The following is a 13,699-nucleotide window of genomic DNA, read 5'->3' on the forward strand; positions in this document are numbered from 1 at the left end:
TCTATGCCTTTACCATCAACAATTCCACTAGAAAACTTGTCCCCTGTTTCGGGGGTTGGTCATCTTCAGTGATCCAACCCTCGTTTTTTAATGGGCTAAACACTTGAATCGAGCCGTGCATCTGTTCGATTAACCGACGTGCGATCGCTAACCCCAACCCCGTTCCCGGAATATCCCCTTTCGCCTGCGCTCCTCGATAGTGCCGCTCAAATAATCGCTCTAAATCTTCTGGCGGAATTCCATATCCCGTGTCCGTAATCCAGATACGGACGCGATCGCCGTGTTCTCTCGCTCTGATATGCACTTCTCCGCCTGATGGCGTATATTTGAGCGCGTTATCAATCAAATTACTTAATACTTCTCTCACCGCGCCAGGATTGGCGGAAACAAGCGGAAGAAAATTCGGAATTTCTGTCTTAATTAAAAGCCCTTTTTCTTGAGCGATCGCTTCAGCCGTTTCTATCAGCGGCAGCAAAATTTCACTCACCGAACACGGCATTAATTCTAGATTTGAAGTGGTCAGAACGCCTGCGGGCAAAAGTGGAATCGGACGACCGACTAAAGAAGCGTCTTCCGCTAAAACATCGACGGAATCAAGATCGATCGCTTCGTCAAATTGCTGTAAGAGTTCCTGTAATCGATCGCTTTCCCGCAAAATACTTCCAGCGATTTCTCGATTTGGATCGCCCGCCTGTAATTTTTTAACTAATAATTTTCCAAACGTTCGTAAAGCCGTTAGCGGACTTTTTAACTGATGCAATAAATTATCTAAAACGTCGTGCTGCTGAGATTGTCTCGATCGATGTTGCTGTTGAGATTGATCGAGCCATTGAGCACGTTGATCCATTACACACGCCAGCGACAACGTATCCGCGATTCGTTCGACCTGCGATCGCTCCCAAGTCGTCCAGGGTCGATCGTCGCGCTCAGTCACTAATAGCCCGAACACTAATTCTTCGTGAATCAGCGGCAAAACTAACTGTCTCGGTTGAGTAATCCCCGTTGCTGGGATCGCGTCAATTTCGGGAGAATCGGCGGCAGCGGGAAGGGCGAGACGGCTCGATCGCTCTAATGCCACAGCGTTATCTGGATAAGCCGCGATCGGCATCAAACGGGCTTGAGAACTCTCAACTAATTCTTCCGTTAGATAGATTACGCTGAGTGATGCCCCCATCGCTTGTGTCAATAACGCAATTTGCGATCGACATAACTCAATGAATTCGGAACTTGTAGGCATCAGCATCTGTTTTCTGGCAGATTTTGTGAAAAAAAGAGTTGACGATAAGTAATTTTTCTTATTAATTTAATAGATAGCTCTGATCCCCAACACTTTTACCTCTAGTTTTCTTAATTTCCACGAGTGTCAGTACTCGTACTCTAGGTTACATAGCAAGAATCTAGACAAATAAAATTAAGAAATTGTATAGATGCGTTAAGAGAAGTTGAAGTCTAGGGCTGGAACTGATATATTTTCGACGGGTTTTGTAACGAACATTACAACTTTCGGTAGTTTGGAACCTAAGGAGGTAAAGGGTTTGGCAAGGAGACGTAAGCGGAAAAGTCGGAGACGGCAGGAAGGAAGACGAATCTTAGAGAGCGTCCCTCAGTTTAGCATTGAGTGTGGCGAAGATAAGCCCGTCACTGCCGCACGCAAGTTCATCCACGCTGAGGGCATTGTGCCGCCCGCGCTGTTACTGGTTAAGAGAAACGAGCATACCACGGATCGTTACTTCTGGGCTGAAAAAGGACTGTTTGGCGCTCAATACGTCGAAGAAAACCATTTCTTATTCCCCAGTCTGAGAACCTCTGAAGATGAAGTCGATGTTGCTGTTCCGTCCCGGAGCCGCTAAGCATCGTTTCTAAAACGGCTCACGTTCACCAGTCGCTGGCTCTGGAATGCGAGTGCAACTGTAACCGCCTTGGGTTACGGGTTCAATTGAGTTAGGCGATACATCCCAGCATTCACCTAAGTTAAAAGCTCCCTTCAACGCAACGAAGGGAGCTTTTACGTTTTATTCCGCTTTCAATTCTAACGATCGCTGTAACTCTGCCAGTTCATCCCGATGCGCCTTTACAGTAATCACACTTTGAGACGTATCCGAACCTGGCTCAACCTTCAGCGAAACTTGCTCAACGCGACCTGCGCCTTTCCAGTAAAAGGCTCCCGCCAGTGGAGACAGGAGCAATAATCCAAACCAAAAATTTGATCCATCGGGCAGCACCATCGAGAGAACGAGCACAAGGCACAATACACCGATCGAGGCAAGAAACGACAGAAACACCGCCAGAAACACACTAGGGCGAACTTCGCCTTCAAATGTCACCTGGTTCAACGTGGCATCGATTGCCGCCACTCGATACGATCGCTGCCCGAAATAGGCACGGAGCTGAGTGAGCAAAGAATCTTCGGACTGGTCAGACAGCAAGCGCACCTCCTGAGTTCGATCTTTGATTGAGGCGCGAATGAAGAAAAACAGCCCAATCATTAATAGAACCGTGAGGAGAAGCGTTGAGGCAATTACAGGCTGAATCATGGCGCAACAAAGAAGAATCTCAATTACACCACTTTAAACAACAACGGGATCATTGTTTATTTCTCAGCACCGCTGACCTGGGGAATTCCTGAATTTTCTTTGGCAGTTTCGCGTTTTACGGCGTACTCGTGCCAAAGGCGAGCGAGATCCTGTGCTTGCGGCATGACTTCAGATTTAATCTGATACATCCGGCGAGGGCGACCGCGACCTTCGACTTTTTTCCAGTAGCCTGTCACCATTTCTTCATCTTCAAGAAACTTCAGGGCACTGTAAAGCACAGTATCGGATAGGCGGTAGAGTGGGTATTCTGTTTCAAGTAGCTGAATTAGCTCGGTTCCGTAAGAATCTCCCCGTAAGAGCACGGCGAGAACGTAGCAGACCGCCAATTCCTTATTGAGATAAAAGGGTGGCGGATCTTTGAAAAATTGATAAATGTCCTCAAATTTCATCTGTCTGATTCCAGGCATTATGAGAAATAACTTGCTTGAGAAAGCGATGCAATATCGACAACTCAGCATGTGCTTATTTAGATTAACAATCACGTCTCGGAAGTTGCCGTCCCTCTAAAGGATTAATCCCCCTACGTGAAATATTAAGCTAACTCGAATTGCTCATGCGATTAAACACAAAAGACAACCATTCAGAAAACAATTTTGTTCGATTTGTCTTGGTGGATATCGTTACAGTCCGATCGCACTTGCGAGTGGGAGCAAGTCGCTATCCGAATTAAGCAGTTTCAGAAAATCAGTGTTGAAGAACCAGGGCAATTTCGTAACAATCTGGATGGTCATGCGTAGACAACACCTGCCGTTCAATGCGCTTCTCTTGCAACAGCAATCTCTTTAAGTTGCTTAACTTCCACAAATTGTACTCCTCGATTCTAAACTTGATTTGCTAATTTGTGGGTCTTAAAGTAAATTAGCTGGTCGTACATCGAAGAGATTTCAAGGATTTGGCGCTTTTTGAAGAAATATTTCGATCAAGGCAGATCTTCTAGCAGCGACCAAACTAGATTTGCTGAGTAAATTTACTCTTTGCTTTCGTCGATCGCGGTTCTAGCCAATGCTTTTTCCGCAATCTGAAAACCAAATCGGACGAACGAACAAGAATTTGGCTTTGTCGAATCGGAAAACTTTAAACCGAGGCAAACGCAGCCATTCTCCTCACACAAATCACGCTAAATCTCGCTGATTTCCCATCTAGGTTAGCGTACGAAGCGATCATAAAAAATAATTTTTGTTTCACTATCTGAAATTCTGACGATTGGCGAGATCGCCTGCTGCGTTTTAGGAAAAGTTCCCATTAAGCTGATTAAACCAAGCCGGATCGAAGGGCAACCACAGCAGCTTGAACGCGATCGTCAACCGCCAATTTATTCATGATTCCTCGAACGTGAGTCTTGACGGTGTTTGGACTCAGATACAGCTTGGCGGCAATTTCTGGATTGCTCATCCCTTCCACCATCAGTTTGAGCACTTCGAGTTCGCGTTGGGAAAGTTGCCCGATCGTGTTATCGGTCGTCGGTGGCTTGAGGTGTTCGATCACGCGACGGGCGATCTGAGGATCGAGATAGGTGGCACCCTCGGATGCAGCCGCGATCGCAGCAATCAGTCGAGTGACATCCGCGCCCTTAATACAATACGCATCGGCTCCACTGGATAACGCCGCGATAATCTCAGTCTCAGACGTGTGAGAAGTCAGCATCACAATTCGCACATTTGGAAGCGCCGCTTTAATTTGTTGGGTTGCAGCGATTCCGTCTAGACGGGGCAAACCGATATCCATCACGATGAGATCTGGACGATGTTTAAGTGCGGCTTCAACGCCTAAATAACCGTCACTGGCTTGATCAACGATCGTTAATTCCGGATAGTCTTCTAGCGATTGCTCTAACCCTAATTGCATCATAGGGTCATCCTCAACAATCAGAACCCGCAGCGATGGAAGAGCCATGATAGAGCCTGAAAACAGCTTTCCTCATCATACCGGGCATTCTTTTACCGAGTTAAAACCTCCGACCCAGCAATCGCTGTTTCACTCCTTCCGCGATCTTCTGACCGAGATATTCGGGAATTAAGCTTTCATTCGGTCCAAGTAAGTAAAGAATCAGTCGCGTTCGTCCTCGCCAAACGAGCAGATTGGCATTTACAACTAAAAGATCCTCTTGCCAAATTGCGTACATGACCTTGTAAAAGAGTCCGGGTTGGTTATCCGCCTCGATCAGCAACGCGGGTAAGTGAAAGACTGGATCTACATAAAATTCAGTTTCAACCTGTTCTAAGCCCGCATCAAGGTTAAATTCGACCGCTAGCATTTCCTCGACTTCAAATCGTCCCGCCAGCGCTTCCCGAATCGCTCGACAGACATTCTCAGAGGTTTTGTCAGTCAGCGCTTTTCCGCTCCGGGACACGATCAGCTTGATAAAGACCAGCATCGGGGGGTAAATCTGCCCGTACAAACTCAGGCTGTGAATCGTTAAGCCGTACGCCGCTAACACACCAAAAATATCGCTCAGGAGAAAAGACTGATTTCGGTACGCAAAATGGAGGGCGCTTTTCGTCCCCTCGGTTTTTAGCTCGATGACCGCTTGTTTTGACTTATACAACTGGTAAGCCAATCGCAGATTTTGCAGTTGAATTTCGCTGCTGACAAACTGCTCATAAAACTGGGGAAACGCTCGATTGAAGCGCTTTAACAGTTCTAGCGTGGAGGATTTTAGACCCAGAGCCATTGGTGGAGACTGCCCCTAGACGACACACGAAAAGAAATTCGGAAAGAAGAACGAAATGGCAATTACTGACATTTCCCTAAAATCGGCAGAATGCAACCTAAATCCGAGAGATATACTAACTATTACTGCTTCACTGTAATCACCACGGCATGGGTTTTTGGAAAAGCTTATTCAGTAGTACGGACGCGTCGATCGAGAAACCGAGTTCGACGGAGAGCTATGTTGTCCCTGGAACTGTGGATGGCTCGACGACGGGCGATCGCGCCAACTCGCGGATTTATTTCTCGACGGAGCGAGAGATTGACCTTTATGAGTTAGAGGAACTGTGTGATGCGGTCGGCTGGTCGCGTCGCCCTCTGAGAAAAGTTAAAAAGGCGATTCAGCATAGTTTTCTCGTGGCAACGATGTGGGAACAGCGGGGAGCCACTCGGCGACTCGTCGGGTTTGCGCGGGCAACCTCTGACCATGCGTTTAACGCCACGATTTGGGATGTCGTGGTGCATCCCGACTTCCAGGGCAAGGGGATGGGAAAAGCGCTGATGAAGTTCATGATTAAGAAGCTTCGGAGTGAGGATATCAGTAATATCACTTTGTTCGCTGATCCGCATGTGGTCAATTTCTACCGAAATTTAGGCTTTATGCAAGATCCAGAGGGAATCAAAGGGATGTTTTGGTATCCGGATTAGGTTTGTATCCGGGATTCCACTTTATCAAGAGTGCCCAGACCGCGAAGCAGGGATACGACTGTGAACTGAATTTCTATTAGCGCAGAAGTCGGGCTTGTTGAATCCATAGCCCGATGTAGTCTGTGCTGGGGCAAAGATCCCGACGCTGCATCGTGGAGACGTGAAGCCGGAGGAGTTGACGGTGGAGTTGACCGATCGAGGTTTGCGCGAGTTGTGACGGTGAGGCAATTCCTGCATGAAGCAGTAAGCCTGCGTATTCACATCCGACGCTGGGAATTCGAGCGAGATCTGCGAGAGCGACCCATTTATTTAATGGGCGGATCGGGACTTGAAGTTCGGTGGCGAGTTGATTTCGCTTATCTTGCGTGTTTCCCAGTTTAAGTAAATCTAAAGTGGTGTGGATGTCACGATCGACTAACCGCGCCGCATCGTCATCGGCTAAACCGGGAAGTAGGTCGATCGCCCAACTTGCGGAGGCAATTTTTGGCGGTGAGGATTGAGGCACGATGGCTTTAAAATTCGGATAGTACCTAGACAATTTAGCGTGGATCTCGCGAATTGGATGTGAGGCAATACGATTAAGAAATTGACGATCAAGAATAAATCAATGGCAAAAATTGTCGCCGTTACAGAAGCAATCAAAAGTTTGACGGATGTGGAATCTAGGTTCGGCTTGCAGCGGACTGAGGATGAACAGTTTTTTCCTGAGTGGCAGATTGCACTTCCAGAGCTAACCGAAGCGGAACAAAATGCCTTGAACGTTCTACGGCGCAGATTGCTTTATCATCGAGCCGATGGCGATTTGCTAGAGGGAGCGGTGTCGCTGCTCGTGGCTTCACCTTTACTAGAAATTGCAGGATTTTATGATCCACCGTTCAAGATGAAAGCGGAAGCGGCAGTAGAAATCTCGATCGACGATGGCGAAGAAACACTTAGAGGAAGAATTGACATCCTGATTTTGCAAAACCAACTCTGGGTCATGGTACTAGAGTCGAAGAAAACAACGATTTCAGCCCGATCTGCTTTACCCCAGGCGTTGGCTTACATGATGTCTAGTCCGGCAGTCGAACAACCTCTATTTGGTGTTTTAACGAACGGAGATGATGTTTTATTTGTGAAAGTGAGCGATCGACACTACGACTTGTCGCGATCGTTTTCGATTTATACGATTACGAATGAACTGCGATCAACGATTCAAATCCTCAAGAAACTAGGGCAAATGATTTCTCAACCAATCAACTAAATATTTCGATCGCGGGATAGATTCGCTCAAACGGTGTGATCTAATACGATTCGTCGTGTTGTTCCATCCATAACCGCAATGATCGTTAATGCAACCCAAAACGGTTGGCAAGTGATTTACCACCGTGCTCATGCACTACTTGCGGCTCAAATCGCGGGACAATGGCGCAAAAAAGATGCTCCTCCTCGCCTCTATGAAACCGTCGCCGCAATTTCCCACCATGACGACTTAGAGCGAGAATGGGAAGAAAATAATTTAAACAAAGCAGGCGCACCGAAAGATTTTACGCAGGATACCGATCAGGAAACGGACTATCACAGCCTGAGAAGACATATCGAAGGTTCGCTTTATCGGGGTCGTTGGGTAGCGCTGTTAGTGTCGATTCACCTTTATCGATTGAACTTAGCCAAGAGCGGAACGCCAGAGGCGGATGAATTTTTGGCAGAGCAGTTAGAAAACCAAAAGCGGTGGCGCGAAGATTTAGGCATTTCAGAAGACGAAGCGGCTCAGGCTTATGACTTTTTGCAATGGTGCGATCGCTGTTCTCTGATTCTCTGTCAGCAAGAACTTCCCGCCGATGAACGTCGATTAGAAATCAGTAAAGCCCACGATGGTCAAGACTATGACATCAAACAGCTTGAAAACGGTTTGGTGACGGTCACGCCGTGGTGCTTTCAAGATGACAAATTCACGGTGAATGTAGAGACAACCGTGCTGTCTCAGGTCAAATATGAGAGCAATGATGAACTCACAGAAGCGCTGAAGAATGCTCCTCGTAAGCTTTTAGAATGGACGTTTGTGAAAGATGCCGCCTGAAATTGCTGAATTGCTGAAAACGGATTCGGCTCATGCGCTCCCGGAATTGATGCAGGCGATCGCGCAGTATTTGAAGTGCGATCGCTGTTTCCTTTACCTGCGTGATCCAAACACTAAACTGGGTCGAGTTCCCTTCTGTTGGACTCGATCTTCTGATGTGCCAACGGTTTACGATGACGACTGGAAGCCAGAACCGGAATCTTTACCTGATGAAGATCCGATGTTTGCGGCAGCGTTGGCGACGGAGCCTTCAATTTTCGTTGAAGATGTCAACACTGCGGGTTCTGATGTGTTGAATGCTGAATTTGAAAGCGAGAATTTTGGACATCGCGCACTGATTCACGGGCACTTGTGTCATGAGAATCAGCTTTGGGGCGTATTACAGCCTTGTTTGATGACCGAACCGCGTCATTGGACAGAGGAAGAACGATCGACATTCAGCCGAATTGTTGAGCAGATTACGTCGATCGCTGTTCGATATGTTGAGCAGAATAAGAAAAATCCCCCACAGGAATGAGGTGTCAGGTGACAAAAGTCGTGTTTATTACATTGTGAATACCCTAGCTTCACTTTGCCTATCTGTAGGTGGATTGCATGAACCATTCCCCTTTCACTCGATCCCGCACTGTCGATCGTATTCTTGTGGTCGATGACACTCCCGATAACTGTTTGCTGATTCAAGCAATTTTGCAAGATGAAGGCTATCAGGTTGAACTTGCGGATAGTGGCAAAGAAGCACTCCGACTGATCGAGCAATCACCGCCTGATTTGGTGCTGCTTGATGTGATGATGCCAGGAATGGATGGCTATGAGGTGACACGGCGCATTCGTGCGAATCCTGCATTGCCGTTTATGCCGATTTTGCTCACGACTGCGTATGATCAGCCGAGTGTGGCGCAGGGATTGGATACAGGTGCGGATGATTTTATCCGGAAGCCGGTTCATTTTGATGAGTTGTTGGCGCGGGTTCGGGCATTGTTGCGGTTGAAGCACAGTGTGGATGAACGCGATCAGATTGCGCGTCAGCGAGAAGATTTTGTTTCCCGATTAACGCACGATTTAAGAACGCCGCTGGTGGCTGCCGATCGCATGTTGAATCTGATGGCTCAAGGGGCATTAGGAGATCTTTCGGACGATGTGCAAGATGCGATCGCAACCATGATTCGCAGCAACGCTAATCTTCTAACGATGGTAAATACGCTGCTAGAGGTGTATCGCTATGAAGCAGGACGGAAGACATTAGTGTTTTCTCCGGTGAACTTGGCGGAACTCGCTCAAGAAGTGGTGAAAGAGCTTGGCGGAACTCGCTCAAGAAGTGGTGAAAGAGCTATCGCCATTGTCGATCGATAAAAATCTGAAGCTAAATCTAGAGCTTGACGAATCGCAGAATTACACGGCAAAAGGTGATCGATTGGAACTTTATCGCGTCCTCACAAATTTAGTAGGTAACGCGATTAAATTTACCGATGAAGGGTCGGTGACTCTTCGGTTAATTCGAGTGGATACGGGCTTAGTGCCTGCAATTAAGCTGGAAGTGCAAGATACTGGACCGGGAATTTCAGAAAGCGATCGAGCGACTTTATTTGAGAGCTTTATTCCGGGTAAGCATAAGCGATCGGGTAGCGGTTTAGGCTTGCATCTGACGCGGCGAATTGTGGAGGCTCACAACGGCAGAATTAATGTTGCGACGGAAGTCGGTAAAGGTAGTACGTTTACTGTTTATTTACCGACCCATTAGGGCAATTTCTTTGCCAGAACCCAACCGTCAAATATTTCTTGCAATTCGTATTTGAGGTTGGGAGTTTTGGCAAGATTCGGATCGATCCAAGCGTAATTTGTGTTTGGCAAAATCTTCGGATCTTCGATGTGCTGACCGATTTTTGGTGTGTAGAAATTCAGCAGCAAGTAGCGTTTACGATTGTCGCGACTAATCAAATCTTCATTGACAATAAAACTCACTGGATTCGCCTGCAAAATTGCTTGAACCGTTGAAGTTTGTAGGAATCGTTTAAGCTGCGGATCGTAGTCTCCCCATAATCCTGTAACATGCAATGCTGCGATCACAAACCAAGAGGTCAAGAGCCAAGATGTGATCCAGAATCTAGACGATTGAGCGAGAGAAATTCGATTCCGCAGAACCCAAATCATAGGTAGACTAAGCCAGCCTAATCCAACCGTTAGAATCACAAGCGCGATCGCTAAAACCGTCTCACTCCGCAGCGAATCCGAAACCAGTTCAGCAACTCTCATTCGCTGATTGACGATCGTGAGCAAAATAAGTGCGATCGCGCCCATGAATAGATTTAAACCGATAAAAAATCCGGTGCGCTTGCGATTCTTATAAAGATATTCAAGATGTGAAAGTGCGATCGCGGCTAAAAGTCCCGCAAACGGCATTAGTTGAAGTGAATAATAATGCGTTCGCGTTCCAAAGATTGTTAATTCAATGAATAGAACAACCGGAAATCCGATGAGCAAAAAACGTCTCTCAGTTGTTTTTAGTAATGCTCGAATATCAGGATTGAAAAACGCTAACCACAACCCACCGAATGAAAAGAAAATCCAAGGAAAACCATTTGCCGGAATATTCCAGAAATAATAGAACTGATTCGCACCTTGGTAAGTCTGACCACCTAGATGAAATAGTTTTCCAAACAGTTCTTGAAGTCGATAAATTCCATCTCTTTCAACCGCAGCCCAAAGCCAACCGATCGGTAACATTAATCCAACCGCTAATCCCACATACAACATCGGATCAAGTAAATGTCGATGGCGACGATGTTGGACGATGAGATAGGGGAGTAATGCGATCGCTGCCGGAATCACCATGAATCCTTTGATCATAAACCCCCAACCGAACATCGCACCCGCAACAAATCGCCAAGGACGGATCGAAGATTCTGCCATTAACAACGCCCAGATTGCGACTAATTCCACACAAACCAGCGCCATATCTTGAGTCGCTAATCGCCCATATTGCGCGACCAAAGGAATCACACTAAAAATTACGGCTCCGAGCCAAGCGATTCGAGGAGTCGTCAACCGAACCCCGATCGCATATGTCAGTAAAACGCTGAGAATAAACGCGATCGCGCTAGTTAATCGCGCTGAATCTTCACTAATTCCAAACAGCAAATATGATCCTGCGATTAGCCATTGAATCCCGATCGTGCGATCGAAAACGGCGGTTCCTCCACCCCATTGCGGGGTGATCCAATCTCCAGTGGTGAGAATTGATCGCGCTTGAGTCGCGTAAATGCCTTCATCGTGCGCCATCAAACTTTGCTGAGAACTGCGGATCAATACGATCGGCAACACCCACAACAACAACGTCAAATAAGGGAGGATTCGCTTCGAGTTCACAGCACTCATTCTCAATCAGTGCAAGGATTCTACCCCAGATTTTTTTACAACAGCGGTTCAGATTTCAGACAAGCTTCTAAATCGAGTTGTGCCAGTTTGGAATACGCTTGATCGATCGCGAATTTTCCCCGCAACAATCCCGAACTCGCTCCCGGACAAATGAATTGCAGCGTTTCTGGACTAAACATTTCTAAAAGCTTCCGCACATGACGAATTTGGCGAGTCCAATGAAACGTTTTTGCGGTTCTGAGCGGAACGGGATCGCCTTGAGAATTTGGAATTAAATGCCGCCCGGAAAACAAAATTCCACCGCAAGCAGAATAGTAAACACAGGCTGATCCCGGCGAATGTCCCGAAGTCCAAATCACTCGAAAGTTCGGCGTAATTTCAAGACTGTCCTGAAACCCAGTCACACTCACATTTGGCAACAGATACGCCTCTTGTTCCTGAACAATCACGTCACAGCCAAACGCTTCTTGAATTTCTCGCACCTTTCCCATGCCGCCCCGATGCGTGATCACTAATTTGCTCACACCGCCTTGAGAATCGAGAAACGATCGCGTATTTTCATCCCAAGCGGGAGAATCGATCATCAAATTTCCATCTTTTTCTACAATGAGATAGGATGTACCACCGAGCGTATCCCGATTTGGAGGAAAGGCGAAAACTGGCGCGGCTCCAGGACAAGTCTCCTCCGAGAATACAAGACGTGGCGGTTTTGAAGTGCGGGACTGCGACGGGACGAAAGATTCTGGTGGCACAAGCTTCTCGATCGGTCAAACTAAAGAATAGGGCAATTCTGCCCTCGTTGATTGTGCCAGATCGCGTGATTTCCTTCTATGCCCTCTGCCCCACCCGGTCATGATTTGGCTTTTCCTCCTCGGACTATTCACATACCTCTTCATCACTCAGTGGGTCTCGAATCTCACCCGCACCTCAGTTTGGTTGCTGTGGTCGGTGGCGATGCTACCCGTGTTTGTCATGGTTGTGTGGACGATCGTGTCCCGTGGTCAAACGATGCCCACACAATATTCGCTCGTGCTGTTTGCGGGCTGTTTAGTGCTGTATCTTTACCTAATTCAACGCGGACGGATTGAACGATCGACAATGGACACGGCTCCCCCGGCTCCCCCAGAACCCATTTCTGAAATTCAACCACCGAATCTAGCGAGTTTGCGACCGCTGAATCAAGCAGAAGAATCGAGCTTGCAAACCTGCTTTCCTTGGTCGGTTTTTTATCTGAAGCATTTGGAATATCATCCTCAAGGAGTCGTGTGTCGGGGTCAGTTGCGAACGACTCCAGAGGCGGCATATCGAACGATTCGGGAAAATGTCGAGGCGCAATTTGGTGATCGCTTTCATGTGATTTTTCAGGAGTATTATCCTGGAGAGCCATTTTTTGAACTTGTCGTGAATCCAGCCGCCACGATCGAGGGAAAAAATTCTCCTGTCCTAATTCGTCCTGGATTTGCTGCGGCTCTATTCCTCTTGACGATGTTCACAACGACTTGGGCGGGCTTGCAAGTCGTCGGACGAGTTCCCACGATCGCGGCTCTGCTGGAAAATGGCTTTCCGTATTCGATCCCCGTTTTGCTCTTTTTTGCGGCTCGAAGTTTCGGGCAGTTCATCACTGCAAGAAAATATAAAATTGCGATTACGCTGCCGTATTTTGTGCCGATTATTCCGCTGCCATTTTTTCCGCTGGGCACGATCGGCGCGTTCACTCAGTTGAAGTCTCCGATTCCCGATCGTAAAGCGCTCTTCGATATCGGTTTGGTGGGCGCGTTCATGGGGCTGATTATTAGTATTCCGCTGTTGGCTTGGGGTTTGGTGCAGTCGAGCGTCGTGGCGTTACCGAATCAGGGCGGACTATTCAACTTTCAGGCGCTTGATCCGAGATTTTCGATTCTGTTGGCGATTTTTGGCAAATTAGCGATCGGGCGTGAATTAACTCCAGATGCGGCGATTCGACTGAATCCGATGGCGATCGCGGGTTGGGTTGGTGTGATGTTTACCGCTTTTAATCTGATGCCGATCGGACAGTTAGATGGCGGGCGGATGATTCATGCGGTGTTTGGGCGACGAATGGGAGCGAGAATTGGGAGGATTTCACGGTTTTTGCTGTTGGGATTTGCGATCGTATATCCGCATTTATTACTCTGGGCAGTTTTATTACTGTTGTTGCCTGCGTTGAATGAACCGACGTTAAATGATGTGCTTGAGGTGGATTCATTCCGCGATATTGTGGGATTGCTGGCGTTGGTAATTCTGATGATTCTCGTGTTACCTGCACCGAAGTTTTTAACCACGGCTCTAGGAATGTAGG

At 47.4% G+C, this 13,699-nt stretch carries 16 protein-coding genes; 8 read left to right on the forward strand and 8 right to left on the reverse strand.

Features of this window, described 5'->3' with window-relative positions:
* Window position 1 precedes the first annotated feature (1 nt).
* Window positions 2-1,237, reverse strand: coding sequence for a GAF domain-containing sensor histidine kinase (locus NIES2104_RS02230; protein WP_156426848.1), 1,236 nt, complete (start codon window positions 1,235-1,237; stop codon window positions 2-4).
* A 298-nt stretch (window positions 1,238-1,535) separates the two neighbouring features.
* On the opposite strand from NIES2104_RS02230, the gene NIES2104_RS02235 reads away from it, so the two are divergent.
* Window positions 1,536-1,850, forward strand: coding sequence for a DUF3155 domain-containing protein (locus tag NIES2104_RS02235; RefSeq protein WP_059001521.1), 315 nt, complete (start codon window positions 1,536-1,538; stop codon window positions 1,848-1,850).
* A gap of 162 nt (window positions 1,851-2,012) precedes the next feature.
* Here the strand turns inward: NIES2104_RS02235 and NIES2104_RS02240 are convergent, their stop codons facing one another.
* The 4 genes from NIES2104_RS02240 to NIES2104_RS02255 form a co-directional block, all read right to left on the reverse strand.
* Entirely contained in the window at window positions 2,013-2,534 is a 522-nt protein-coding gene (locus tag NIES2104_RS02240; RefSeq protein WP_058995342.1) for a cofactor assembly of complex C subunit B, read from the reverse strand.
* Between the two features lie 56 nt (window positions 2,535-2,590).
* Window positions 2,591-2,983, reverse strand: coding sequence for a PadR family transcriptional regulator (locus tag NIES2104_RS02245; protein WP_058995344.1), 393 nt, complete (start codon window positions 2,981-2,983; stop codon window positions 2,591-2,593).
* An 862-nt stretch (window positions 2,984-3,845) separates the two neighbouring features.
* Window positions 3,846-4,487: a response regulator transcription factor gene (locus NIES2104_RS02250; protein WP_192843547.1), complete on the reverse strand. Its 642-nt coding sequence runs from the start codon at window positions 4,485-4,487 to the stop codon at window positions 3,846-3,848.
* A 52-nt stretch (window positions 4,488-4,539) separates the two neighbouring features.
* A complete protein-coding gene (locus NIES2104_RS02255; protein ID WP_058995347.1) occupies window positions 4,540-5,265 on the reverse strand; it encodes a hypothetical protein in 726 nt (241 codons plus the stop codon).
* Between the two features lie 149 nt (window positions 5,266-5,414).
* On the opposite strand from NIES2104_RS02255, the gene NIES2104_RS02260 reads away from it, so the two are divergent.
* On the forward strand, window positions 5,415-5,951 hold the full coding sequence (locus NIES2104_RS02260) for a GNAT family N-acetyltransferase (protein ID WP_058995348.1): 537 nt from the start codon (window positions 5,415-5,417) through the stop codon (window positions 5,949-5,951).
* Between the two features lie 76 nt (window positions 5,952-6,027).
* Here NIES2104_RS02260 and NIES2104_RS02265 read toward each other — a convergent pair whose 3' ends face one another.
* The gene (locus tag NIES2104_RS02265) at window positions 6,028-6,456 is read right to left on the reverse strand and encodes a DUF4332 domain-containing protein (protein ID WP_225895196.1); all 429 of its coding nucleotides are present in this window, start codon (window positions 6,454-6,456) and stop codon (window positions 6,028-6,030) included.
* Between the two features lie 102 nt (window positions 6,457-6,558).
* Here NIES2104_RS02265 and NIES2104_RS02270 point away from each other — a divergent pair, with 102 nt between their 5' ends.
* From NIES2104_RS02270 to NIES2104_RS33255, 5 genes are all read left to right on the forward strand, one after another.
* Complete coding sequence (locus NIES2104_RS02270) at window positions 6,559-7,194, forward strand: type I restriction enzyme HsdR N-terminal domain-containing protein (RefSeq protein WP_058995350.1); 636 nt, start codon at window positions 6,559-6,561, stop codon at window positions 7,192-7,194.
* A 78-nt stretch (window positions 7,195-7,272) separates the two neighbouring features.
* Complete coding sequence (locus NIES2104_RS02275; protein ID WP_058995352.1) at window positions 7,273-8,010, forward strand: DUF3891 family protein; 738 nt, start codon at window positions 7,273-7,275, stop codon at window positions 8,008-8,010.
* Window positions 8,000-8,527, forward strand: a complete 528-nt coding sequence (locus tag NIES2104_RS02280) for a GAF domain-containing protein (protein WP_058995354.1) — start codon at window positions 8,000-8,002, stop codon at window positions 8,525-8,527. The genes NIES2104_RS02275 and NIES2104_RS02280 overlap by 11 nt, the downstream gene beginning before the upstream one ends.
* Before the next feature lie 77 nt (window positions 8,528-8,604).
* Window positions 8,605-9,360 (forward strand): response regulator, encoded by a 756-nt coding sequence (locus NIES2104_RS02285; protein ID WP_263970886.1) that lies wholly within the window; start codon window positions 8,605-8,607, stop codon window positions 9,358-9,360.
* Window positions 9,305-9,748: a HAMP domain-containing sensor histidine kinase gene (locus NIES2104_RS33255; protein WP_263970887.1), complete on the forward strand. Its 444-nt coding sequence runs from the start codon at window positions 9,305-9,307 to the stop codon at window positions 9,746-9,748. The genes NIES2104_RS02285 and NIES2104_RS33255 overlap by 56 nt, the downstream gene beginning before the upstream one ends.
* Here the strand turns inward: NIES2104_RS33255 and NIES2104_RS02290 are convergent.
* Together NIES2104_RS02290 and NIES2104_RS02295 are read right to left on the reverse strand one after the other, a co-directional pair.
* Complete coding sequence (locus NIES2104_RS02290) at window positions 9,745-11,382, reverse strand: glycosyltransferase family 39 protein (RefSeq protein ID WP_058995357.1); 1,638 nt, start codon at window positions 11,380-11,382, stop codon at window positions 9,745-9,747. The genes NIES2104_RS33255 and NIES2104_RS02290 overlap by 4 nt on opposite strands.
* A gap of 35 nt (window positions 11,383-11,417) precedes the next feature.
* Window positions 11,418-12,134 (reverse strand): MBL fold metallo-hydrolase, encoded by a 717-nt coding sequence (locus tag NIES2104_RS02295; protein WP_058995359.1) that lies wholly within the window; start codon window positions 12,132-12,134, stop codon window positions 11,418-11,420.
* Between the two features lie 100 nt (window positions 12,135-12,234).
* Here NIES2104_RS02295 and NIES2104_RS02300 point away from each other — a divergent pair, with 100 nt between their 5' ends.
* Window positions 12,235-13,698, forward strand: a complete 1,464-nt coding sequence (locus NIES2104_RS02300) for a site-2 protease family protein (protein ID WP_058995361.1) — start codon at window positions 12,235-12,237, stop codon at window positions 13,696-13,698.
* The last annotated feature ends 1 nt before the right edge of the window (window position 13,699 follow it).

The sequence above is a fragment of the Leptolyngbya sp. NIES-2104 genome (assembly GCF_001485215.1).
GTDB lineage: Bacteria > Cyanobacteriota > Cyanobacteriia > Leptolyngbyales > Leptolyngbyaceae > Leptolyngbya.